General features: G+C 66.8%; 24 protein-coding genes. 16 read left to right on the forward strand and 8 right to left on the reverse strand.

What is annotated here, in order from left to right; all coding sequences use genetic code 11:
• Nucleotides 1-4: 4 nt before the first annotated feature.
• The 5 genes from ABZW16_RS01535 to ABZW16_RS01555 all read left to right on the forward strand — a co-directional run bounded on the left by ABZW16_RS01535 (nt 5) and on the right by ABZW16_RS01555 (nt 4,371).
• A complete protein-coding gene (locus tag ABZW16_RS01535; protein WP_354951010.1) occupies nt 5-775 on the forward strand; it encodes an ATP-binding cassette domain-containing protein in 771 nt (256 codons plus the stop codon).
• Nucleotides 772-1,716, forward strand: a complete 945-nt coding sequence (locus tag ABZW16_RS01540; protein ID WP_354951012.1) for a ribokinase — start codon at nt 772-774, stop codon at nt 1,714-1,716. Before ABZW16_RS01535 ends, ABZW16_RS01540 begins: the two co-directional genes overlap by 4 nt.
• A gap of 32 nt (nt 1,717-1,748) precedes the next feature.
• The gene (rbsD, locus tag ABZW16_RS01545) at nt 1,749-2,138 is read left to right on the forward strand and encodes a D-ribose pyranase (RefSeq protein ID WP_354951014.1); all 390 of its coding nucleotides are present in this window, start codon (nt 1,749-1,751) and stop codon (nt 2,136-2,138) included.
• A 207-nt stretch (nt 2,139-2,345) separates the two neighbouring features.
• Nucleotides 2,346-3,740 (forward strand): amidase, encoded by a 1,395-nt coding sequence (locus tag ABZW16_RS01550; protein WP_354951015.1) that lies wholly within the window; start codon nt 2,346-2,348, stop codon nt 3,738-3,740.
• Nucleotides 3,741-3,801: 61 nt separating this feature from the next.
• On the forward strand, nt 3,802-4,371 hold the full coding sequence (locus ABZW16_RS01555) for a DJ-1/PfpI family protein (RefSeq protein WP_354951017.1): 570 nt from the start codon (nt 3,802-3,804) through the stop codon (nt 4,369-4,371).
• 240 nt (nt 4,372-4,611) lie between these two features.
• On the opposite strand, the gene ABZW16_RS01560 is transcribed toward ABZW16_RS01555, so the two are convergent.
• Nucleotides 4,612-5,469 carry an EamA family transporter gene (locus ABZW16_RS01560; protein ID WP_354951019.1) on the reverse strand — a complete coding sequence of 286 codons (858 nt, stop codon included), beginning with the start codon at nt 5,467-5,469 and terminating at the stop codon, nt 4,612-4,614.
• Between the two features lie 356 nt (nt 5,470-5,825).
• Between ABZW16_RS01560 and ABZW16_RS01565 the strand changes: the two genes are divergently transcribed.
• Nucleotides 5,826-6,338, forward strand: a complete 513-nt coding sequence (locus ABZW16_RS01565) for an Lrp/AsnC family transcriptional regulator (protein ID WP_354951294.1) — start codon at nt 5,826-5,828, stop codon at nt 6,336-6,338.
• Here ABZW16_RS01565 and ald read toward each other — a convergent pair.
• Both ald and ABZW16_RS01575 read right to left on the reverse strand, forming a co-directional pair.
• Nucleotides 6,335-7,441 (reverse strand): alanine dehydrogenase, encoded by a 1,107-nt coding sequence (ald, locus tag ABZW16_RS01570; RefSeq protein WP_354951021.1) that lies wholly within the window; start codon nt 7,439-7,441, stop codon nt 6,335-6,337. The genes ABZW16_RS01565 and ald overlap by 4 nt on opposite strands.
• A gap of 306 nt (nt 7,442-7,747) precedes the next feature.
• The gene (locus ABZW16_RS01575; protein WP_354951023.1) at nt 7,748-8,764 is read right to left on the reverse strand and encodes a hypothetical protein; all 1,017 of its coding nucleotides are present in this window, start codon (nt 8,762-8,764) and stop codon (nt 7,748-7,750) included.
• A gap of 91 nt (nt 8,765-8,855) precedes the next feature.
• On the opposite strand from ABZW16_RS01575, the gene ABZW16_RS01580 reads away from it, so the two are divergent.
• Complete coding sequence (locus tag ABZW16_RS01580; RefSeq protein ID WP_354951025.1) at nt 8,856-9,452, forward strand: TetR/AcrR family transcriptional regulator; 597 nt, start codon at nt 8,856-8,858, stop codon at nt 9,450-9,452.
• Nucleotides 9,453-9,566: 114 nt separating this feature from the next.
• On the opposite strand, the gene ABZW16_RS01585 is transcribed toward ABZW16_RS01580, so the two are convergent.
• Nucleotides 9,567-10,085 (reverse strand): PadR family transcriptional regulator, encoded by a 519-nt coding sequence (locus tag ABZW16_RS01585; protein WP_354951027.1) that lies wholly within the window; start codon nt 10,083-10,085, stop codon nt 9,567-9,569.
• A 97-nt stretch (nt 10,086-10,182) separates the two neighbouring features.
• On the opposite strand from ABZW16_RS01585, the gene ABZW16_RS01590 reads away from it, so the two are divergent.
• Both ABZW16_RS01590 and ABZW16_RS01595 read left to right on the forward strand, forming a co-directional pair.
• The gene (locus ABZW16_RS01590) at nt 10,183-10,743 is read left to right on the forward strand and encodes a hypothetical protein (RefSeq protein ID WP_354951029.1); all 561 of its coding nucleotides are present in this window, start codon (nt 10,183-10,185) and stop codon (nt 10,741-10,743) included.
• A gap of 26 nt (nt 10,744-10,769) precedes the next feature.
• On the forward strand, nt 10,770-12,071 hold the full coding sequence (locus ABZW16_RS01595) for a carotenoid oxygenase family protein (RefSeq protein WP_354951031.1): 1,302 nt from the start codon (nt 10,770-10,772) through the stop codon (nt 12,069-12,071).
• Here the strand turns inward: ABZW16_RS01595 and ABZW16_RS01600 are convergent.
• The gene (locus ABZW16_RS01600; protein WP_354951033.1) at nt 12,018-12,668 is read right to left on the reverse strand and encodes a TetR/AcrR family transcriptional regulator; all 651 of its coding nucleotides are present in this window, start codon (nt 12,666-12,668) and stop codon (nt 12,018-12,020) included. The two genes, ABZW16_RS01595 and ABZW16_RS01600, sit on opposite strands and share 54 nt — an antisense overlap.
• 79 nt (nt 12,669-12,747) lie before the next feature.
• Between ABZW16_RS01600 and ABZW16_RS01605 the strand changes: the two genes are divergently transcribed.
• Both ABZW16_RS01605 and ABZW16_RS01610 read left to right on the forward strand, forming a co-directional pair.
• Nucleotides 12,748-13,758: a GlxA family transcriptional regulator gene (locus tag ABZW16_RS01605; protein WP_354951035.1), complete on the forward strand. Its 1,011-nt coding sequence runs from the start codon at nt 12,748-12,750 to the stop codon at nt 13,756-13,758.
• A gap of 101 nt (nt 13,759-13,859) precedes the next feature.
• The gene (locus ABZW16_RS01610; RefSeq protein ID WP_354951296.1) at nt 13,860-14,825 is read left to right on the forward strand and encodes an alpha/beta hydrolase; all 966 of its coding nucleotides are present in this window, start codon (nt 13,860-13,862) and stop codon (nt 14,823-14,825) included.
• Nucleotides 14,826-15,102: 277 nt separating this feature from the next.
• Here ABZW16_RS01610 and ABZW16_RS01615 read toward each other — a convergent pair whose 3' ends face one another.
• Nucleotides 15,103-16,080: a zinc-binding dehydrogenase gene (locus tag ABZW16_RS01615; protein ID WP_354951037.1), complete on the reverse strand. Its 978-nt coding sequence runs from the start codon at nt 16,078-16,080 to the stop codon at nt 15,103-15,105.
• A gap of 53 nt (nt 16,081-16,133) precedes the next feature.
• Nucleotides 16,134-16,802, reverse strand: coding sequence for a protein phosphatase 2C domain-containing protein (locus ABZW16_RS01620; RefSeq protein ID WP_354951039.1), 669 nt, complete (start codon nt 16,800-16,802; stop codon nt 16,134-16,136).
• Nucleotides 16,803-17,011: 209 nt separating this feature from the next.
• On the opposite strand from ABZW16_RS01620, the gene ABZW16_RS01625 reads away from it, so the two are divergent.
• Together ABZW16_RS01625 and ABZW16_RS01630 are read left to right on the forward strand one after the other, a co-directional pair.
• Nucleotides 17,012-17,836, forward strand: coding sequence for a class I SAM-dependent methyltransferase (locus ABZW16_RS01625; protein WP_354951041.1), 825 nt, complete (start codon nt 17,012-17,014; stop codon nt 17,834-17,836).
• Nucleotides 17,837-17,916: 80 nt separating this feature from the next.
• Nucleotides 17,917-18,108, forward strand: coding sequence for a hypothetical protein (locus tag ABZW16_RS01630; RefSeq protein ID WP_354951043.1), 192 nt, complete (start codon nt 17,917-17,919; stop codon nt 18,106-18,108).
• Nucleotides 18,109-18,132: 24 nt separating this feature from the next.
• Here ABZW16_RS01630 and ABZW16_RS01635 read toward each other — a convergent pair whose 3' ends face one another.
• On the reverse strand, nt 18,133-19,308 hold the full coding sequence (locus ABZW16_RS01635) for an ROK family transcriptional regulator (RefSeq protein WP_354951045.1): 1,176 nt from the start codon (nt 19,306-19,308) through the stop codon (nt 18,133-18,135).
• Nucleotides 19,309-19,416: 108 nt separating this feature from the next.
• On the opposite strand from ABZW16_RS01635, the gene ABZW16_RS01640 reads away from it, so the two are divergent.
• The 3 genes from ABZW16_RS01640 to ABZW16_RS01650 are packed head-to-tail and all read left to right on the forward strand — an operon-like array spanning nt 19,417 to nt 22,438.
• Entirely contained in the window at nt 19,417-20,493 is a 1,077-nt protein-coding gene (locus ABZW16_RS01640) for a sugar ABC transporter substrate-binding protein (protein WP_354951047.1), read from the forward strand.
• Nucleotides 20,490-21,224 (forward strand): ATP-binding cassette domain-containing protein, encoded by a 735-nt coding sequence (locus ABZW16_RS01645; RefSeq protein ID WP_354951049.1) that lies wholly within the window; start codon nt 20,490-20,492, stop codon nt 21,222-21,224. Before ABZW16_RS01640 ends, ABZW16_RS01645 begins: the two co-directional genes overlap by 4 nt.
• A 14-nt stretch (nt 21,225-21,238) precedes the next feature.
• Nucleotides 21,239-22,438, forward strand: coding sequence for a sugar ABC transporter permease (locus tag ABZW16_RS01650; protein WP_354951051.1), 1,200 nt, complete (start codon nt 21,239-21,241; stop codon nt 22,436-22,438).

Raw genomic sequence — 22,438 nt, forward strand, 5'->3', positions numbered from 1 at the left:
GGCCATGACGATTCCACTACTCGAGGCGCGCGAACTCACCAAATCGTTCGATTCGGTCCGCGCGCTGGCCGGAGTCTCGCTGACGATTCCGGAGGGTGAGGTCACCGCCCTGGTCGGCGATAACGGCGCGGGCAAATCGACCTTGGTACGCTGCCTCACCGGCGTGCAGGCACCGGATACCGGGCACATCCTGTTCAAGGGCGAGCCGGTGCGCCTGCGTTCGCCAGAGGACGCGCGCAAGATGGGCATCGAGACCGTGTATCAGGATCTCGCCCTGATCGACGATCTCGCGGTGTGGCAGAACTTATTTCTCAACCGGGAGTTGGTCTATCCGCTCGGCATCGTCAACCGCAGGGCGATGATCGCCCGCAGCGGCGAGATCCTGCGCGACCTGGATGTCGATGTGCCCTCGGTGCGCACCACCGTGCGCAGGATGAGCGGCGGCCAACGCCAGAGCATCGCCATCGCTCGTGCGGTGGCCTGGGGCAAATCCATGGTGATCATGGACGAGCCGACCGCCGCGCTCGGGGTACGCGAGACCGCGGCGGTCGAGAAGCTGGTGCGCGGCCTGCGCGAGCGCGGGATCACCGTCTTGATCATCAGCCACGACCTGGCACAGGTCATGCGGATCTGCGATAACGTCGTGGTGCTGCGGCGCGGCAGATCCGTTGCCGCACACCGGATCGACGAGGTGGACGGCGACCGGCTGGTCGCGCTGATCACCGGTGCCGCACCCGGCAATCTGGAGGTAGCCGACGCCGGGGCCGAGTCGTGACGGTAGTCGTCCTCGGATCGGTCAACCAGGACATCGTGTGTGAGGTGGAACGGCTGCCGCGCCCGGGTGAAACCGTGCTGGCACTGCGCGCACGCACCAACCTGGGCGGCAAGGGTTCCAATCAGGCCGTCGCGGCGGCCCGAGCCGGTGGCAGCGTCGAATTCATTGCCAGGATCGGCCGCGATGCCGATCCCGAGCTGCGGAAATCATTGCGCGACTATGGTGTTGGGCTCACCACCCTGCGCGAGGTCGAAGACGCGCGGACCGGCACGGCCTACATCACCGTCGCCGACGGCGAGAATCAGATCGTGGTCGACTCCGGTGCCAACTTCCGCTGGGAACCCGACGCCGAACTCGACACCATGGACGAGGCTGAGCTGCTGCGGTCGGCGGAAGTCGTTGTCGCACAGTTGGAGGTGCCGCCGCGCGTGGTGGCCTGGGCGGCGCGGCACGCCCGCCGGTTCGTCCTCAACGCCGCACCGGCGGCGGCGCTGCCGGATGAACTGCTGCTGCGCTGCCATCCGCTGGTCGTCAACGAATCCGAGCTGTCGGCATTGACCGGGACCACCGCACAGACACCCGAGCAGGCATTCCACCTGGCCCGCTCGCTCTGCCTGCGCGGGGTGGCGTCCGTCGTCGCCACCCTGGGCGCCGCTGGCTCGGTCTGGGCGCACCGCTGCGATGTGCCAGCACCGGTCGCTGGCGGATATCAGGCTGCGCCACAGGTGAATTCGGTGGACTCCACCGGCGCGGGCGATGCCTTCGTCGGTGCGCTGGCCACCGCACTCGCCGATGGCAGGCAGTTGGGCGCCGCCGTGGCCTATGCCACCGCGGCCGGTGCGCTCGCCGTGCAGGCACCTGGAACCCATGCCTCCTACCCCACCGCGGACCAGATCGGCACCGCGCTCGCGGCCATCCCCGCGGCCCGGCCACTCGTCTGACCGGGCATCCCCCTTCGAGAAGGAACCGAACCTTGCGCACCAGCGGACTCATTCACGCCGAATTGCTCTCGGCGCTCACGGCATTGCGCCACACCGACCTCTTCGCCGTCAGCGACTCCGGTCTGCCGACACCTGTCGGCGTGCCGGTGATCGACCTGGGCATCAGCTATGGATTCCCCCGGTTCGAGCCCATCCTCGACCTGATCCTCGACGAAGTCACCGTCGAGGCCGCCTGGGGCAGCCGCGAGGTCGCCGAGCAGAATCCGGAGGCCGCGACACTGCTCAGCCACCGCCTGAACGCGGAGTTGATCGACCACGACGACTTCAAACAGCGGATCGGGGCCTGCCGGTTCGTGGTGCGCACCGGCGAGGCCCGGCCCTACGCCAATGTGCTGCTCCGGGCCGGGGTGCCCTGGCTGTAGCGCTACCGCTTGCGCATGGGCGGAAAATTGATATCGGCGATATTGAACCCGGCGGCCGCGACCCGCGTATCGATTGCGGAATGGTCAGTCGACTAGCTACTGTCGGGTGCTCGAATCAATGACTGATTCCACAGGTCACGCCTGTCGGGCGGCTGCTCGCAGCTCGCTCGGAACACCACGGCATATGGGTCGGGAGGAGCGGTAGAGATGGACCTTCGCGAGGTCGTCGCCTCGGGTGTGCGGGAACAGCGAGAACTGCTCGAACAAGGGGCGCTATCGGCCCGCGAACTGATCGAAACGACCCTCGACGGGATCGAACAGGCGGGCGACCTCAACGCCTTCACCACGGTGCTGCACGAACAGGCCATCGCCGAAGCCATCGAACGGGATCGGGCGCGCGCCGCGGGCACAGACCTCGGACCGCTGCACGGCATCCCGATCGCGGTGAAGGACGAGATCGACGTCGCGGGGGTCGTGACCACCTTCGGCACTCGCGCCAACACCACCCCGGCGGCCGTCGATGCCGAAGTGGTGCGGCGCTTGCGGGCGGCGGGCGCGGTCATTGTCGGCAAGACCACCATGCCGGAATTCGGTCAATGGCCCTACACCGAATCCAGCACCTACGGACTTACCCGCAATCCTTGGGATCGGACCCGCTCGGCGGGCGGCTCCAGCGGCGGTTCCGCCGCCGCGGTGGCGGCGGGACTGGTGCCGGTCGCACTCGGTGGCGACGGCGGCGGCTCGATCCGGATTCCGTCGGCCTGCTGCGGGCTCTTCGGCCTCAAAACCCAGCGCGGACGGGTACCGACCGCGCCGTACCCACACCTGTGGTGGGCGCTCGGCGTGCTCGGCCCGCTGACCCGCGGCGTCCAGGATTCCGCGATCGTCTACGACGTGATCCGCGGCAGCACGCCGGTCGACCGGTTCCGCGCCCCCGATCCAGTGCTGTCGTTCGAGGAGGCGGCGCGGCGCACCCTCACCGGCCTGCGCATCGGCTACAGCACGAAATCGCCGACGGTGCTGGCCGGACCGGATCCGGAACATGTGCGCGCGGTACACGACACCGCACAACTCCTCGCCCAACTCGGCCATACGGTCTTCGAGATCAACCCGCGCTACCCCGACTTCACCTTTGCCTTCTACCCGCAGTTCTACGGCGGTGTGCGTGCCGAGATCCCGTTCGTCGATCATCCGGAGCGGCTCGAACGCCGCACCCGCCAGACCACCGCACTCGGTGCGTGGGCGCGGCGGCCGGTGGTCGAGTGGGCCATGCGCCGCGGCGAGGTCGCGGCCCGCAAGGTCGATCGCATCTTCGAACAGTGCGATCTGCTGCTGACCCCGACCATCGCGCACCGCCCGCCGCCGCTCGGTGTCCTCGACGGCGCGAATTCCATCCGGGCACAGCTCGCCTCGGTTCCCATGGTCGCCTACACCGGACTGTGGAATGCGACCGGACATCCGGCCGCCTCCCTGCCAGCGGGCGTCGCCACCGACGGCCTCCCACTGGCGGTGCAGTTGGTCGGACCGGCCAATGGTGAGCCGACGATCCTGTCGGTGGCCGCGCAACTCGAGCAGGTCCGGCCGCATCCACGCCCGTTTTAGTCGCGAAAGCCCCTGGGCGCACGGCGATTGCCGATAAAATTCGCCCCGGAGGTGATGTGCCGTGACAAGCGTATTGCTGATCACCGGAGACGCGGCCGAAGACCTGGAAGTCATGTACCCGTACCAGCGGCTGCTCGAGGAGGGGTACGAGGTCCACGTGGCCGCCCCCACCGTCAAGAAGTTGCAGTTCGTCGTGCACGATTTCGTCGACGGTTTCGATACCTATACCGAGAAGGCCGGGCACACCTGGCCCGCCGATATCGCGCTGGCCGATGTGGACCCGAGCCGGTACGCGGCATTGGTGCTGCCGGGTGGGCGCGCTCCGGAATATCTGCGCGGCAATGCGGAATGCCGCAGAGTCGTCAAACATTTCGTCGACGAGAACAAGCCGATCGCGGCGCTGTGCCACGGCCCCTTGATTCTCATCGCCGTCGGTGCACTCAGCGGCCGCTCGTCGAGTGCCTACCCGGCCCTGGCGCCCGATCTGAATGCCGTTGGCGCGCAATGGGAAGACAGCCCCGCCCACGTCGACGGCAATATCGTGACCGGCCGGGCCTGGCCGGACCACCCGCTGTGGATGCGGGCCTTCATGGAGGTGCTGCGCACCAAAGCACCCGCGCCGGTTCCCTAGCGCCAGAGCCGGTTCGCCAAGACCTGGCGCCGAGCCACGAGTGCGGCCAACTGACCTCTGCCGAGATCGAGGGTGGGACGCGGGTCACCTGGACCACGACCGCCGAAGCGCGTCTGCCCTTCGCCGCCGCTCAGTTCACTCGCGCACTCGCGAAACCGGTGATCCGCTATGCCTTCGGCAATGTGCTCGCCGCCGCCGAATCCGTGCTGGCCCAAGCGAATCGGCGGCGTCGCGCACCCGTCAGCGCCGGTCGCGCCCGCCGAGTGTCAGGAATGCGAGCCCGAGTGCCAGCACGACCAGCCCGCACCACGAGACGATCGGCAATCGCTCACCCACGACGACCACACCGAGCACCGCCGCAACGGCGGGCTCGGCCAGCGTCAATGTCGTCGCGACCTGCGCCGTCGTATGCCGCAGCCCGTAGCCGAACAGGCGGTAGGCGACGAACGTGGTGAACACCGCGAGATGCGCCGCCACCGCAATGCCGCGCCCGGAATGCAACCAAGTTGTGTCGGCGCACAACACAACCGGCAGCACCAACAACCCGGCAATGCCGAACATCGTGCCGAGTACCGCATTCGACGAATGCCCATGCGCGATGAGTCTGCCGCCGATAAGCGAGTAGACGGCGTAGGTGAGTCCCCCGAAGGCCGCGAGCACGATGCCGAGCAGGTCGACGGGCGCGGTCCCACCCGTCAATTGGGGACCGAGGACGAGCACCACACAGCCGAGCACCGCCGCCGCGGTGGCACCGACCCAACGTCCGGTCGGCCTGCCCTGCCCGGCAACCCAGGCCAATAGTCCCGCGAAAACCGGCGCACTGCCGAGCGCGATCACCGTCGCAACGGCCACCCCCGTCCGCGCCACGGCCGGATAGAAGGTGACCGGATACCCCGCCACCGCGAGCGCACCGGCGACGACCAGCCACCATTCGCCGCGCGTACACACCAGACGCGCAGCGCCAGTGGACAAATACAACAACAGCCCGCCGAGCACCAACCCGGCCGACCCGATCGCCGCCGCGGGCGCACCCGCGGGCGCCAGCGAACTGGTGGTCCCGGTGGTCCCCCACAACATCGCCGCGACCAGGATGGGCACCGGCCCACTCAACGGTGAGCGCGCCCGGACACCCGAACGCTCAACTACAACAACAGATTTGGAATCGGACAAGGCCATGCACTTCCGTCATCGAATTCAACAGGGATTCGAAACGGGCACACGGCATCGCCCCGAGGCTGCCTACAGAAGTCAGCCGGGAACGCGAAATCAGAGATTCAGCAGGTGCGCCCGATCAGGCGCACGGCGGCGGCGTAACAGCGTGCCAGTAGATGTCCACGCGCCGATCCTATCGCCACGGCCGGATCGAGTTCACACCGGCGAATGACCGCCGAACATAAGTTTCCGGGCTTGCCCTACGTCGAAGGATCTTCGATAGGGTTGGGTCTGTGAGGAAGATCGATTCACCGATAGGTCCGGCCGCCGCTGTCCGGAATCCACCTCGACCCGCCGTTGCGCTCGACGATATCGACCGGATTCTGCTCGATCAGCTCGCGCGCGACGGCCGGATGACCAACAGCGCGCTCGCCGATGTCGCGGGTATCGCACCGTCGACATGTCTGGGACGGGTGCGGGCACTGGTGGAACGCGGCGTGATCCGCGGATTCCACGCCGATATCGACCCGGCCGCACTGGGCCGGAATCTGCAGGCCATGATCGCGGTCCGGGTACACGCCACCGCACGTCAGCACCTCGCCGAGTTCGGCGAACAATTGGCCGATCTCGACGAGGTGCTCAACGTCTACTTCATCGCGGGCGCCGACGACTATCTGATCCATGTCGCCACCGCCGACTCCGAGGGACTACGGGTCTTCGTACTGGAACATCTGAGCGCACATCCCGCCGTCGCCTCGACCGAGACGATCCTCATCTTCGAGCATGTGCGACCCAGAACCCGTCCGATGCCCTAGGCGGCGAGCGTCTCGGCCGCGTAGTTGTGTGCGGCCGCGACGGATTCGGACAGCAGCTGGCCGCGGTGCGTGCTCAGACCGGCGGCCAGCCCCCGATCCGCGGCGACCGCATCGCGCCAGCCGCGGTCGGCCAGCGAAATCACATACGGCAGTGTGGCATTGGTGAGCGCAACGGTCGAGGTGTACGGCACCGCGCCGGGCATATTGGCGACGCAGTAGAAGACCGAATTGTGCACCTGGTAGGTCGGCTCGGCATGCGTGGTCGGGCGCGAGTCCTCGAAGCAGCCGCCCTGATCGATGGCGATATCGACCAGTACCGAACCCGGCTTCATCTGTGCGACAAGGTCATTGGAGACCAGGGTGGGCGCCTTCGCGCCGGGCACCAGCACCGCGCCGATCACCAGATCGGCCTCGCGGACCAGGCTCTCCACCTCGAAGCTATTGGAGATGATGGTGCGCACCTGCCCCCGGTACTGCTCGTCCAGGGCGCGCAGGCGCGCGATATTCAGGTCGAGCACGGTCACGTCTGCGTGCATGCCGACCGCGACGGCGATCGCATTACTGCCCGAAACGCCGCCGCCGAGCACGACCACCTTGGCCGGACGCGCACCCGGCACGCCGCCCATCAGCACACCGCGACCACCGCCGCTGCGCATCAGGTGATACGCACCGGCCTGCGGCGCCAGCCGTCCGGCGACCTCGCTCATCGGAGCGAGCAGCGGCAGCGATCCGTCCGCGGCGGTCACGGTCTCGTAGGCGATCGAGGTGATACCGGAGTTCAGCAGCGCATCGGTGCACTCCTTGGACGCGGCCAGATGCAGGTAGGTGAACAGCAGCTGCCCCTCGCGCATCCGCGAATATTCCTCGGCCACCGGCTCTTTCACCTTGAGCACCATATCCGCGGTGTCCCAGACCGCATCGGCGCTGTCCAGCACCCGCGCCCCGACGGCCGCGTACGCCATATCCTCGAACGCCGACCCCTGCCCCGCTCCGGCCTCGATGTATACCTCATGTCCGCGCGCAACCAACTCGTGCGCACCGGCTGGGGTACACGCGACCCGGTACTCGTGGTTTTTGACCTCGCGGGGGATTCCGATCTTCATCAACACTCCTGTACGTCGATCCGGTGGATTGGCGACATGTGACCTGTTCGATCACCTCAGTGTGAGTATGAAGATCCTGCAAGATCAGATCCATATTAGTGAAGATAGTTCTCAAATCAGTTGAGCGAGCATCTTGATATTCAGATTTCCGAACTCCTCGACCGGCTGATCCGAACCATATTCGGCTGGCGCGTCGACCACGAACGTTCACCCGGTTCGGTGACGCGACTATGGAAGTCGTGACGTGGGGGTGGTGCGAGTTGATCGAACGCCCGCCGGAGACCGGATGAGACAGGCCGAGGCCGGTCAGCGGACCCGGTTCGCCAACGCTGCGAAGGCCAGCTTCGGTTCCCAGGTCTTGGCCGCGCCGTCGACGCTGTCGAAGATCCTCACCAGGCCGCCGCTGGCCAGGTCGAGATCCAGGGTCGGGTCGTCGCGGTGGATGAGGTCGGGGCGGGAGAAGCAGTACCAGAAGGCGGTGTCGATGCCGACTTCGTCCAGGATGTTCAACACTTCGAGCAGGTGGGCGGCTTGGGCCTGCTCGTCGCGCTCGTATACGCCGTCGAGGCGCAGCGGGGTGGCGGTACGGGGGTCCCATTGCAGGATATCCGCGCCGCGATCGGCCTTGTCGGCCGCGCCGCGGTAGGTGACGCAGCCGAATTCGGTGACAGCCACCGGTTTTCCGAGTTTTGCGCCCTCGCCGACGTAACTGCGCATGAGGTCCGGATACCGCTCGGCCAGCGCGGCCGAGCGGTATCCGGCATCGGTGGCGATGATATCGAACAGTTCCCAGTTCACCCGTTCGAAGGGCAGGCAGCAGTAGGTGAGCCTGCCGCGGAAGCGGGCTCGCGCGATTTCGGCCGCGCGGCTGAGGAATTCGTTGAATCGGGTCGGCATTTCCGCCATGGCCGCCTGACCTGCGGGGGTGGCCAGAGCGGTGGCCCGCTGCTCGAAATCGTCGCCGGGGAAGAAGCCGTCCACGAATAGACTCAGCTCGGAGCCGACGGCCAGCACCACGTTCGCGCCCTGAATCCGCAGGCGCTCGGCGAATTCCGCGATATCCGCGACCAGTTCGAGCAGTTCGTCCTGGGTGACGCCGTTGACGAACGGGCAGATCCACACCTCCAGGCCGACGTCCGCGGCCAGTGCGGCCGCCTGCTTCAGACGCTCCAGGTAACCGCCGGTGATCCGCACGGCGTCACAGTGCAGGTCGTCACGGACGGCTCGCATATCCCGCAACACCGCGTCCGGATCGAACGGTTCGTGCGTGCTGTTGCCGCGATTGATGAAGCCGGTGTCGTAGCAGACGCCGATGGCGCGCATATATCCTCCTAGATGATTAAGGTACGTCGAGTACCGTAATTTCGACCATAGCGAAGCCCTCGCACGACCGCAAGGTACGCTCAGTACCGTTATGACCGACACCACGCGACCGACCCGCCGCCGCGGCATCGAACTCGAACAGGCCATCCTGCGCGCGGCCGTGGACGAACTCCTGGAATCCGGCTACCCGAGCATGACCATGGACACCGTCGCCAAACGCGCGGGCACCAACAAGAACGCCATCTACCGCCGCTGGCCCAACCGGGCGGCCCTCGGTGTCGCCGCGTACAAACAGCTGACCGCCACCACCCTCGACCTTCCCGACACCGGCGACCTGCGCACGGACGCGCTGGAGTTATTGCGGCGCGCCAACTCTCACCTCGCCTCCCCGCTCGGCGAGATCCTGCGCAGCCTGCTCGCCGAGTTCGCGCACGAACCGGGGCGACTCGCCCAGTTGCGCGATCAATCCGGGGACGCCGGAGCGGGGCCGTGGCTCACCGTTCTCGACCGGGCCATCGCACGCGGGCAGGCGCCCGCGGCCGCACGTCATCCGCGCGTCGCCGCGGTCCCGATCGACCTGCTGCGCAATGAATTCGTCACGCGCGGCGTGCCCACCGTGCCCGACGAGGTCCTGGTAGACATCGTGGACACGGTGTTCCTACCGCTCATGCGTGGCTACGGATCCTGAAAGCTGTTCCGCCGCAACCGAATCGAGAGACGGGACCGTTCCGCAGCGAACGCCGACAGCGCCGAGGCCGACTCCGAACAGCAGCCCGACCGGCGAACATTCGTGATCAACGCACTAGCGCTCCGGGATCTGGGTCAGTGCCCACTCGGCCCACTCCCGCTTCATCACATGGAAGCGCTTACCCCACTCCATCACGATGCGGCCGTAGACGGACAGGTCGTCGTCGTCCCAGTCGATCGACGCCTCGAGTGCGGCCAGTTCGGCTAGGTCCTTCGTGCTCGCGGTTTCGATATCGGACAGATAGTCGCGGGCATACGCGGGCGGAACCACACCGAGAAAGAAGACGCGCAGCAGCACTTCATTGCGCGCCGGCCGTTTCGGCTTGGTCGTGGTGAGCCATTCGCGCAGATCCGCCAGGCCCACGTCGGTGATCGTGTACTCCTTGCGGCCACGCGGACCCTCATCCGACACCGCGATCGAGCCCGCGTCGGCGAGCTTGGTGAGTTCGGTATAGATCTGGCTCTGGGTGGCGGGCCAGACAGTGGCCAGCGACACCTTGAAGCGCTGCACCAGGTCATAGCCGCTGGCCGGGCGATCGGATAACAGTCCGAGCAGCACATACCGAAGACTCATGCCATCACCTTACCTTCCACTATTGACATGTCGATAGAGCAGACTCTAATTTAGACATGTCAAAACTGGAATATCGCCCCACTAGGAGCCTCCGAAAATGTCGTACCTGCGCACCTTCGCCCCCTGGATCGTCTTCGCGGTGGTCCCGCCGCAGTACTGGCAGTGGGCCGCACTGGCGGCCTTCGGCGTTTCGGCCCTCGGTATCGCCCAGCAGATCCGGGCGGGTCAACGCATGGCAGCCATGATCATCGACATCGGTTCCGTCGTCTTCTTCGCGGCGGTGGCCGTGCTCGCCTTCGCCGATCCGGACACCGCACTGCACCCCTACACCCCGGCACTGTCCTCGGGCGTGCTCGCCCTGGTCGCGGGCGCATCACTGGCCGTGCGCATGCCGTTCACCCTGCCGATCGCCAAACGGACCACGCCGCAGGAGGTTTGGGATCACCCCGTCTTCATCCGCACCAGCTACGTCATCACCTCGGTATGGACCGCGAGTTTCGTCATCGGCTGCATCGCGATGGCCGCGCTCGCGCACTCCTCCTCGGGCGTGCGCACCATTGCGCAGGTGCTCGCCTTCACCCTCCCGGTGATCTTCACCATCCGCTACGTCGCCCACATCCAGTCGAAGGCGAACTTGCTCAACGAGTCCGCATCCTGAAATCCCACACCAGATCGGCGCCCATCATGACTACCTCGCTGCCACACCTCACCGGCAACTACGCCCCCGTCACCGAAGAACTCACCGCCTACGAATTACCGGTCACCGGAACGATTCCCGCCGAATTGACCGGCTGGTATCTGCGCAACGGCCCGAACCCGCACGCCGCCGCCTCGGCGCACTGGTTCCTCGGCGACGGCATGGTGCACGGCGTGCGACTCGAGCGGGGCCGCGCGGTCTCCTATCGCAACCGGTGGGTCCGCACCTCCACCTTCACCAACGGTGCACAGGTCCGCGACGCCGATGGCAATTACGACCTCACGGGCGGATTCGCCAACACCCACGTCATCCGGCACGCCGGACGCACCCTGGCCCTGGAAGAAGGGTCCTACCCCCACGAATTGACCCGTGAGCTGGATACCGTCGGTCCCTACGATTTCGATGGCAAACTGCACACCGCCATGACCGCACATCCGAAGACCTGCCCGACCACCGGCGAATTGCACTTCTTCGGCTATGCCACCGCTGAGCCCTACCTGACCTACCACCGCGCCGACGCCGCGGGCAATCTGCTGCTCAGCCGCCCCATCGACGTGCCAGGGCCGACCATGCACCACGACTTCAACCTGACCGGCGGGCATATCGTATTCATGGACCTGCCAGTGGTTTTCGACCTCGAGACTGCACTATCCGGTGGCGGCATGCCCTATCGGTGGAGTGACGACTACCAAGCGCGGCTCGGCGTGCTGCGCCGCGACGATCCGCACGGCGCGGTGCGGTGGTTCCCGATCGATCCCTGCTATGTCTTCCACGCGCTCAATGCCCATGACGAACCGGGCCGGATCGTGCTGCACGTGATGCGCTATCCCAGTATGTGGCGGCGGGATTCGCCCACCCGCGAACAAGCGAGCCTCTGGCGCTGGACCATCGATCTGACCTCCGGCACCGTCATCGAGGAACAACTCGACGACCGCGCCGCCGAGTTCCCCCGCATCGACGATCGGCTCGCGGGTCTGGACGCCCGATTCGGCCACGCCACCGTCTCCCGCGACAGCGGCGCGCTGATCCGCTACGACCTGCACACCGGCGCGAACACCGCCCACGAATTCGGCCCCGGCCGCATCCCCGCCGAGGCCGCCTTCGCGGCCGCGAACGAACACCCCGGCGGCGACGGCTATCTCATGACCTACGTCTACGACGCCGACACCGACCGCAGCGACCTCGTCATCCTGGACGCGGCCGATCTGGCCGCCACACCGGTCGCCACCGTCCACCTACCGAGCCGAGTGCCCTACGGCTTCCACGGAAACTGGCTCGCCGACCGCTAACGGCGCATCGGCCCAGGCGGACGGCAGCGCGTCACACGAGACATCGGCGATATCGCGCATCCGGGCGGCTGGAATATCCAGCCGACTGAGTTGGATCAACCCCTGGGCCACCACCACGATATTCGCGCTGAGCGCGGAGAGATCGCGCTCATTGCCGCCGAGCAGCACAGCCGGGCGCAGGCGCGCGGCGATACCGTCCTCCATCGCGTCGGTGCAGCGCGTACTGATCGCGATCACCTCGGGCATCCGCATCCCGAGCTGCGCGATGCTGTTGAGCATCAGGCACCCGCGCCGGTTCGGTTGGGCGGCGCAGTCATCGATGACCGCCCGCAGCAGCGCCCGGACCGCGCTGCGGGCGGATCCGGGCGCGGACCGGATCACCTCGCGGACGAACTGCGCGCGGCGCTCGCAATAGCGCTCGAACGCGGCCAGGAACAGCCCCTTCTTGCTGCCGTAGGCGGCGTAGATACTGCCGTTTCCGACGCCGGTCACCACCGACACATCCTCGACCGAGGTGCTGTCGAACCCATTCGCCCAGAACAGCTCCGTCGCGGCATCGAGCAGGTCCGATTCATCGAACCGTCGCGAACGTCCCATTCGCTCACGCTACCAACGCGGACGAGGGATCGCGCACACTGCTTGATTCTGGAGGCACGACTCCATAATAATGGTGGACATGTCCTCCAAATCAACGATTTCATCCCGCCGACGGGTGGGCATTCTGCTCTTCGACGGTGTGAAGATGCTCGACTTCGTAGGGCCCGCAGAGGTTTTCGTGGAGGCGAATCAGGCTGGGTGCGACTATGAGGTGGTGCTGGTCTCGGCCGACGGCCGGGATGTGCAGACCTCCATCGGCGCCCGCGTCACCGTGGCGTGCGCCGCCGCGGACGCCGGGCGCTTCGACACCGTGGTGATCCCCGGTAGCGAACTGCCACCGGCGAAGTTCGTGACCCCCGAGGTATTGACCGCCGCCCGTCAATTGGCCGCCAACACCCGCCGCCTGGCATCCATCTGCAGCGGCGCGTTCGTGTTGGCGAATCTCGGACTTCTCGATGGCAGGCGCGCGACGACGCACTGGAAATTCGCGAAGGATCTGGCGCGCCAAGTCCCGGACGCCCAGGTCGAGCCGGATGCCATCTTCGTGCGTGACGGCAACCTCTACAGCTCCGCAGGTGTGGCGGCCGGGATGGATCTCGCGCTGGCGCTGGTCGAAGCCGACCACGGCGCCGATATCGCCCGGTCGGTCGCCCAGTTGCTGGTCATCTACATGCAACGGGCGGGCGGTCAATCGCAGTTCTCGGCGGCGCTACGCGCTCCGGTGCCGCGCAGCCCGCTGGTACGCACGGTCGCGGATCTGATCTGTGCCGATCCCAGCCATCCGCATACCGTCCAGACCCTCGCCACGCACGCCCGGGTCAGCCCACGGCATTTGACGCGATTGTTCCGCACCGAATTGGAGAGCTCGCCCGCCGAATACGTCGCCTTCATTCGGTTCGGTCTGGCCCGGGACAAGCTGCACGCCGGGTACAGTGTGACCGAGGCGGCGATGGCCGCCGGGTACGGCAGCAGCGAAGCCCTGCGCCGTGCATTCGTTGCGCGCCTTGGTATTTCGCCGAGCAAGTATCAGCAGCGCTTCCGATCGACGGGTACGACCGCGCTGTTGGAGGACGTCACGGCCGCGTCCTGATCAGGGGGATTTGTGGCCCGCACAGCGGGGCGGACCGGTCGGCCACTGCCCAAGACTGAACGCGCCCACACAGCAACGCACCCACACAGGAAGGCAGGATGATGGCAGGAAACCCCCTCGGTATCTCGCTCGAACAGGCGGCACAGGAGTTCGTCGACGCGACCTCCGAGCCGCCGTTTCTCTACCAGCTCAGCCCGGAAGAGGGCCGCAAGGCCGTCGACGGCGTGCAGGACAGCCCCATCGCGAAGCCGGAGATCGATGAGGAGTGGATCACCGTCGAGGGCGGCCCCACCGGTTCGGTGCGGGTGCGCATCGTCAAGCCGAAGGGTGCGACCGGTGTGCTGCCGGTGATCATCTACACCCACGGCGCGGGGTGGGTATTCGGCGATGCGCACACCCACGACCGTCTGGTGCGTGACCTGGCCGTCGGGGTGGACGCGGCCGTCGTCTTCCCCGAATACGACCGCTCACCGGAGGTGCGCTACCCGGTCGCCAACGAACAGTCCTACCGAGTCGCGCAATGGGTCACCACCTCCGGCGCAACGCACGGCCTGGACTCCTCGCGGATCGCCATCGCGGGCGATTCGGTCGGCGGCAATATGGCCATCGCGCTGACCCTCATGGCGAAGGAGCGCGGCGATGTCTCGTTCCGCCAGCAGGTGCTGTTCTACCCGGTGACCGACGCCAACTTCGATACCAGCTCCTACCAGGAGTTCGCCGAGGGCTATTTCCTCACGCGCGAGGGTATGCGCTGGTTCTGGGATCAGTACACCACCAGCGAGGCGGACCGCGCGCAGATCACCGCCTCGCCGTTGCGGGCCAGCACCGAGCAGTTGGCCGGGCTGCCCCCGGCGTTGGTCATCACCGCCGGGGTCGATGTGCTCCGGGACGAGGGCGAAGCGTTCGCGGGCAAGCTGCGCGCGGCGGGCGTGCCCGTCACGCAGGTGCGGTACGGGGCGATCATCCACGATTTCGTGATGGTCAACGCCATGCACGACACTCATGCCGCCAAAGCCGCTGTGGCACAAGCGGTCTCCGTATTGAAGGCCGCGCTGTACAACGCGTGATCGCACCCGTCGAACCCGTGCCGACCGCGCGCCTGATGGCCGTGATACAGCGGCCCGCACCGCACTCGAGGAACCGGCAACCACGACACCGTGGCGGTCGGTTCCGTCGTTCGCACTGCTGACCACCGCGGACAAGGACATCCCGATCGAGGCCCAGCGGTTCATGGCCGAACGGGTGGGTGCGCGCACGGTCGAGGTCGCGGCCTCGCACACGGTCGCCATATCAGTGCCCGAGGCGGTGAGCACACTGATCATGGCGGCGGTGCGGAGCTGACCGTCAGCCGTTCACCGCGAGGACCAGCTTGCCGGTCGAGGTGCGCCCGCCCATCAGGCGGTGCGCCTCGGCGGCCTCGGCAAGCGGGAACTCCGCGGTGATCGGCAGCTCCACCTGGCCGGTCGTGACCAGACGGAAGGCGCGGTCGGCGATCTCACGCAACACCTTCGGCGCATCGGTGGTGAGTCCGAGAATCGAGAAGCCGGAGATCGACAGTCCCCGTGGGTAGAGCTCGGGCTGGCCGATCTGCCAGCCCGGCTCACCACTGGCATTGCCGTAGGAGATGAGCCGACCGAACATGGCCAGGGATTCCAGACCGCGCCGCAAGGTCTGGCCGCCGACCGGATCGAGCACGATATCGACACCGCGGCCATTGGTCACCTCCTGCACGTCCGCGGTGAAGGTATCGGCCAGGAAGGCCTCGTCATAGCCGAGCTTGCGCGCATACTCGGCCTTGGCCTCGCTGGAGACCACGCCGTACACCGCGCCCGCGCCCGCGAGCTTGGCCACCTGGCCGACCACGGTGCCCACCCCACCCGCCGCGGCCTGCACCAGGACGGTCTCACCGGGCTGCAGCTTCCCGACGGTGTTCACCAGGGCGTAGGCGGTCGGCAGAACTGTGGGAAGCGTTGCGGCCGTGCGCAAGTCGACGCCGCCGGGCACCGGGAAGACCGTCGCGGCGGGCACCACGGCGACCTCGGCGTATGCGCCGCCCTCGGTGATCGCCGCCACCGATTGGCCCACGGCCAACCCGTCCACGCCCGCGCCGAGCGCGCGCACCCGACCCGAGAGCTCCAGTCCCGGCACGAACGGCAGCTCCGTCACCCGATATCCCACCGACCGCGCCTGCAGGTCGGCGAAGTTCACCCCGACGTACGCGATATCGATCGCGACCTCACCGGGACCGGGATCCGGAGCATCGAGCTCCACCGCACGCAGTACCTCAGGTCCGCCCAGTTCACTGATCTGAATCGCCCGCATATCCCCACTCCACTCGGCACACTGTGTCGAGTCAGTTCTAGCAGGAAAGGCGGCTACCGGCAGTCCACGACGAGTGCGGTCGTATTGTCGGTGCTCCCGGCCTGTAGTGCGCCGTCCACCAACGCTTCCGCGATGCTGCCCGCGGTCTCGTCGGCGGCGAGCATCGCCTTGATCTCGACCATATCGAGTCGCTTGTGCACGCCATCGGTGCTCAAGAGCAGTCGGCCACGGCTGGATCCGGTGGCAGCGCGCCCGATGGCGGCCGGACGTACGGTACGCGTCGAGGTGGTCACGAGATGGTCCATCCGCCCGGATGGCGCGATCCCCTTTGCACGCATGTACTCGGCGACGGTGTGGTCGGTGGTGATCTGATGCAGCACCCGGCCGTTCCAGCGGTAGGCGCGACAGTCGCCGACCCATGCGATATCGCACGGTCCGTCGGGTTGTCCGGCGGCGGGCAGCACCGCGACCACGAGCACACAGTCGGCCTGCTGCTCCGGGAACTGGCGCAGCAGTTCCTGCTGGGCCGCGAGCACACCGGCGACCGAACCACCGCGCGCGGCCATCCGGGCGGCGAACGAGGCGGCCGTGCGCGCGGCCCTGGCCGCGAGCAGATTGTCACCGATACCGTCGGCCACGACGAAGGCGGTGCGGCCGACGGTCGGGTCGGTAAAGGTGGCGAAGGCGTCGGCATTGAGGGAACGCCGCCCCCTCCTGCTCACTCCACCAGGGGTGATGCCACCGCGCCCTCGGCCATCGGGCCGGACGATTGCGATCGAAGCGGTTGTGTGCACGGTCTGTCCTCCCTCGGGCTGGACCTGCCCCATCCTGCCGATCCGCACATCTGTCGTTAATTCAGTGAACCGCGATACCCCAAATAGCGTGCCAAAATTTCCCAAGGGATTCCTGTGAATCGCAATACGATGGCGCGGTGAGTATCGATGAAGGCCTCGATCCGCTGCTGGTGAATCGGGGGAACTGGGACGCGCGCGCACCGATCCACGCGGCCAGCGGGTTCTATCGCGATCACGACTCGTCGTATTGGTTCGCACCCTTCGAATGGGACATCCTCGGCGACGTGCGCGACCGCGACATACTGCATCTACAGTGCCATCTCGGCACCGAAACGGTCGAATTCGCCAAACGCGGGGCGCGCGCGGTCGGTCTCGACTTCTCCCCCGCATCCATCCGGCACGCCCGCGAACTGGCAGCGAATGCCGTCGAGTACGTCTGCGCGGACGTGTACGACGCGCCGAATGCGGTGGGGCACCGGCAATTCGATATCGTCTACACCGGCAAGGGCGCGCTCTGCTACCTGCCCGATCTGGCCGGGTGGGCGAGCGTACTCGCCGAACTACTTCGCCCGGGCGGCCTGGTCTATATCGTCGAATTCCACCCGCTGCTGCACGCACTCGGCCCCACCCCACCGCCCGAAGTCGATCCGAATTTGCTTGTCCTGCACGATGATTACCTCGCGGGCCGGGGCGCACAACGCCGCGACAGCGACCACACCTACACCGACGGCCCGGCACTGACCACCGACACCACGGCCTACGAGTGGCGCCACGGTCTCGGCGAGGTGGTCAACGCCCTGATCGCCGCCGGTCTGCGGATCACCGATCTCACCGAAACCGAGATGTTGCCGTGGCCTCGCTGGTCCCGCATGATCCGGACCGACAACGACTGGTTCCGACTCCCGCCAACGGACCCGATCCTGCCGTTGTTGTACGGATTAGCGGCCACCAAACCGGCCTAGCCGCACCGCATCCCGCCACTTTGCTACAAGATAGCCATTGCACCATTACACTGCGACGATCCACATCGAGGGAGCGTCGAGTGTCCACTACCGTTCAGGTTTTGTTCGTTGTCGTCGCCGTGCTCGTCGGCATCATCGTCGCGGTGATATCCGCAATCCTGTCCAAAGTCAGCGGCTCGCCGACAGGCATCGTGATCCGCGACGGCGGCGTCGCCTTCGCCGGTACCGCGGGCTTGACCGTGCTACTACTCAAGGCCATCGGGTTGCTCTGATCGCCCCCGAGGCCACCTCCCACATCACCCGCCCGGTGCGCGCCGATCGAAGAGGCGGTCCCGCGCGATATCGAGCGCGCGGGAGACCGCACCGCTGAGCACGCCGTCATCGCCGAGCGTGCTGGCGACAATGCGCGGACGCAGCGGCCCGAGTTCGGCCATGCGCCGGGCGATAGAGTCGCCGAGCAGGTCGACATTGTGGCCGATGCCGCCGCCGAGTACGACGAGTTCCGGGTCCAGAATCGCCGCGACCGCGGTGATGAGCGCACCGATGCGGCGCCCCTCGGCCTCGACCACCGAGCGCGCCCGCGCCTCACCCGCCACGGCCGCCGCGAAAATGTCCTTCGCCGACGCCGGACTCAGCCCGGCCTGCCGCGCGGTGCGGGTGACGCCGCCCGCGGCGGCCACCGTTTCGGTCATCCCGCGGTGCCGGGCGTCATCGGGTGCCGCGTCGACCTCGGTGGCGGGCAGGAACGAGACCTCGCCAGCCGCGCCGGTACTGCCGACATAGAGTTCGCCATTGATCACGATGCCCATACCGACGCCGGTGCCGATCGAGACCAGCACGAAGTTGCGCACGCCGACACCCGCGCCGTAGGTGAGTTCCCCGACGGCCGCGAGATTGATGTCGTTCTCGATCGCCGAATCGACTTCCAGCGCATCGCGCAACTGTCCGACCAGTCCGGACCGGCCCCAACCGGGCAGATTCGGGGCGTAGTCGAGCCGACCGGTGGCGGCGTTGAGCACACCCGGACTGCCGATCACCGCGTAATCCACAGCTGCCCAATCCATTCCGGCGTCATTGGCGACCTTGTGCGCCAGCGTGCGAACCCGGCGCACCAGGTCGACGGCCGAGCGGGCCGAATTGCGGATATCGCGGCGGGCGATGAATTCACCGCGCAGATCGGCGATCGCGAGCCGGACCCAGTGGCGACCGATATCGACCCCGGCCACCACACCGGCGCGCACATTCACGTCGTAGATCGCCGTTGTCGGACCCGGCCGACCGCTCAGCGAGCCGACGAGTTGCACCAATCCGGCCTCCTCCAGGCCCGAAAGCGCCGCCGAGACGGTGGGTTTGGACAGTCCGCTCGCCTTGGCCAGCTCGCCGCGCGAGGACGGTCCGTGCAGCCGGAGGTGGTCGAGCAGCAGCCGCTCGTTCATTGTGCGCAGCAGTTGGGGATTGCCGACCTTACTCACTGATCCTCCTCCGCGTAACCACTGGACACCCCGTGGTTAGTAAACTACCTTTCTTATCAACGCTCAACCGGGCGCACCTTTCAATTCCCTCTCGGCACGGTGATTCTCATGCGTCGAATTCTGCTCATCACCGCGGCGGCAGCCGCATTCGTCCTGGCTGCGGGCTGTAGCTCCGGCACCGGCGACGCGAAGTCGGGCGGCGACAACCCGACGATCGCGCTTCTGCTCCCGGAATCCAAGACCACCCGATACGAGGCCTTCGACCGGCCGCTGTTCGAAGCCAAGACTAGGCAGCTGTGCGCGAGTTGCCGGGTGCTCTACTTCAATGCCGATCAGGATGCGGCCAAGCAGCAGGGCCAGTTCGAATCCGCGCTCACCCAGGGTGCCGATGTCATCGTGCTCGACGCGGTGAACGCCGATGCCGTTGCGCCACAGGTCAATCAGGCCAAGCAGAAGAAGATCCCGGTGATCGCCTATGACCGGCTGATCTCCGGCATCGGCTACGAGTACTACGTCTCCTTCGACAATGTAAAGGTCGGCAGGGTGCAGGGCGAGGCCCTGCTGGCCGAGCTGACCAAACGCGGCACCGCCGACAAGGGGCAGGTGGTGATGATCAACGGCGCGCCGACCGATCCGAGCGCGGGCGATTACAAGCAGGGCGCACACCAGGCGCTGGATGGAAAGGTGAAGGTCGCCAGGGAATTCGATACTCCCGACTGGTCGCCGGATAAGGCGCAGCAGGAGATGGAACAGGCGATCACCGCACTCGGCAAGGATTCCATCGTCGGTGTCTACTCGGCCAATGACGGCATGGCCAGCGGTGTGATCGCGGCCCTGAAGCGGGCGGGTTATGCGACGCTGCCCCCGCTGACCGGTCAGGACGGCGAACTCACCGCGGTACAGCGGATCCTCACCGGTGAGCAGACGATGACCATCTATCTCAACTATCGCGCTCAGGCCGAACAGGCGGCCGAACTCGCGGTCGCGCTGGGCAAGGGCGAAAAGCCTGCGGCCCCAGCGGCAACCGATAACGGCTCCGCGAAGATCCCCTCGTTCCTGCTGGACGCGATCGCGGTGAGCAAGGACAACCTGAAGGACACCATCGTCAAGGACGGCCTCTACTCCGTCGCCGAGATCTGCACGCCCGACGTCGCGGCGGCATGCCAGGCCGCGGGACTCAAATGAGTGCGGCGACAACGATTCTCGCCGCACGCGGCATCGTCAAGCGCTATGGTGCGGTACAGGCACTGGCCGGTGCCGATCTCGAGGTGCGGGCCGGTGAAGTGGTCGCCCTCGTCGGCGATAACGGCGCGGGCAAATCGACGCTGGTGAAGGTGATCTCCGGGGCAATCATCGCCGATGAGGGGGAGATCACCTTCGCCGGGGCCCCGGTTCGGATCACCCGGCCCCAGGATGCGCAGGCGCTCGGGATCACCACGGTTTTCCAGGATCTCGCATTGTGCGACAACCTCGATGTGGTCGCCAATCTGCATCTCGGCACGGAGACAAGAACGTTCAGCGTGCTCTCCGAAATCGCGATGGAGCGCAGCGCGCGGGATCTACTGCGGTCGCTGGATGTGAAGATCAAGGATGTGCGGGCGCCGGTGTCCGCGCTCTCGGGCGGGCAGCGGCAGTCCGTCGCGATCGCCAGGGCACTGCTCGGGCAGCCCAAGATGGTGATCCTCGACGAACCGACCGCGGCGCTCGGCGTCGAACAGACCGCGCAGGTGCTCGCGCTGATCGGCCGACTGCGCGAGCACGGCCTGGCGGTGCTGCTGATTTCGCACAATCTGGTCGATGTCCGGACCGTCAGCGATCGCGTCGTCGTCTTGCGTCTCGGCCGCAATGCCGGTGAGTTCGAGACCGCGCAGGCCAGTCAGGAGGCCATTGTCGCCGCGATCACGGGGGCCGTGTGATGAGTGAGCTCACCATGAAACAACCTGCACTGCACAGAAGTCCATTGCGCGGGTGGGCCGATGCGGCGGCGGACCGGCTACGCCGCGGTGATGTCGGATCCATGCCGGTCGCGGTCGGACTCGTCGTCATCGCGGTGGTGTTCAACCGTCTCAATGCGCACTTCCTGTCCGCGGAGAATCTCACCAACCTCGCCTTGCAGATGGCCGCGACCGGCACTATCGCACTCGGCATCGTGCTGGTCCTGCTGCTCGGTGAGATCGACCTGTCCGCCGGATCGGTCAGCGGGCTGACGGCCGTGGTGATGACCCAACTGTATGTGCACCACGGCTGGCATCCGGTGGTCGCGGTGCTCGCCGCGGTCGCGGTGGGCGCGGCGATCGGACTGCTGCACGGGGTGATGCGGACCCAGCTGAACATGCCGTCGTTCGTGGTGACGCTGGCCGGGTTGATCGGCTGGCAGGGACTGATGCTGTATCTGCTCGGCAAGGAAGGGACCGTCAATCTGCCGTTCGATCGCGGGATCGCGACGATCAGCGATACCTGGCTGCCGCCGTGGCTGGCGTGGCTGTTCGTGGTGCTGCTCGCGGGTGGGCACTTGGTCGCGAGTGTGCGCACCAGGCGGCAGCGGGCGATGGCCGAGCTGACGGTGTCGGCTCCCGGGTGGATCGCGCTGCGTTCGGGTGCGCTGGCATTGCTGCTGGCCGCCACCGTGGTGGTGCTGAATTCCGATCGCGGGGTGCCGCTGACCCTGGTGATCTTCGGCGGACTGGTACTGGCCGTCGATCTGGTGCTGCGGCGCACCGTCTTCGGGCGGCGCATCTACGCTGTTGGCGGCAATGCGGAGGCCGCACGGCGCGCCGGAATCAATGTGACGTGGGTGCGCATCGCCGCCTTCATCGGATGCTCCGCGCTCGCGACGATCGGCGGCATCCTCGCGGCGTCCCGCCTGGTGGCGGTCAACCAGAGTTCCGGTGGCAGCGACATACTGCTCAATGCCATCGCGGCGGCGGTCATCGGCGGCACCAGCCTCTTCGGCGGCCGCGGACGCGCCTATGCCGCAATACTGGGAATCCTGGTCATCCAATCGATTACGAACGGCATGCTGCTGCTGAACGTCGACTCGTCGGTGCGTTTCATGGTCACCGGCACGGTGCTGGCCGTATCGGTCGCCATCGATTCGGTGGCCCGGCGCGGAGCCGAAGGGACCCGCTGA

The organism is Nocardia sp. NPDC004604 (assembly GCF_040609795.1).
Taxonomy (GTDB): domain Bacteria; phylum Actinomycetota; class Actinomycetes; order Mycobacteriales; family Mycobacteriaceae; genus Nocardia.

Coding starts and splice junctions, on each gene's coding strand:
- ABZW16_RS01585 (WP_354951027.1), bottom strand. CDS start 10,085: ATGAGTCTTCGGTATGTGCTGCTCGGACTGTTATCCGATCGCCCGGCC.
- ABZW16_RS01650 (WP_354951051.1), top strand. CDS start 21,239: ATGAAACAACCTGCACTGCACAGAAGTCCATTGCGCGGGTGGGCCGAT.
- ABZW16_RS01575 (WP_354951023.1), bottom strand. CDS start 8,764: ATGCGCGCCATCGGCGTCTGCTACGACACCGGCTTCATCAATCGCGGC.
- ABZW16_RS01645 (WP_354951049.1), top strand. CDS start 20,490: ATGAGTGCGGCGACAACGATTCTCGCCGCACGCGGCATCGTCAAGCGC.
- ABZW16_RS01640 (WP_354951047.1), top strand. CDS start 19,417: ATGCGTCGAATTCTGCTCATCACCGCGGCGGCAGCCGCATTCGTCCTG.
- ABZW16_RS01580 (WP_354951025.1), top strand. CDS start 8,856: ATGACCGACACCACGCGACCGACCCGCCGCCGCGGCATCGAACTCGAA.
- ABZW16_RS01595 (WP_354951031.1), top strand. CDS start 10,770: ATGACTACCTCGCTGCCACACCTCACCGGCAACTACGCCCCCGTCACC.
- ABZW16_RS01600 (WP_354951033.1), bottom strand. CDS start 12,668: ATGGGACGTTCGCGACGGTTCGATGAATCGGACCTGCTCGATGCCGCG.
- ABZW16_RS01605 (WP_354951035.1), top strand. CDS start 12,748: ATGTCCTCCAAATCAACGATTTCATCCCGCCGACGGGTGGGCATTCTG.
- ald (WP_354951021.1), bottom strand. CDS start 7,441: ATGAAGATCGGAATCCCCCGCGAGGTCAAAAACCACGAGTACCGGGTC.
- ABZW16_RS01550 (WP_354951015.1), top strand. CDS start 2,346: ATGGACCTTCGCGAGGTCGTCGCCTCGGGTGTGCGGGAACAGCGAGAA.
- ABZW16_RS01615 (WP_354951037.1), bottom strand. CDS start 16,080: ATGCGGGCGATTCAGATCAGTGAACTGGGCGGACCTGAGGTACTGCGT.
- ABZW16_RS01535 (WP_354951010.1), top strand. CDS start 5: ATGACGATTCCACTACTCGAGGCGCGCGAACTCACCAAATCGTTCGAT.
- ABZW16_RS01610 (WP_354951296.1), top strand. CDS start 13,860: ATGGCAGGAAACCCCCTCGGTATCTCGCTCGAACAGGCGGCACAGGAG.
- ABZW16_RS01590 (WP_354951029.1), top strand. CDS start 10,183: ATGTCGTACCTGCGCACCTTCGCCCCCTGGATCGTCTTCGCGGTGGTC.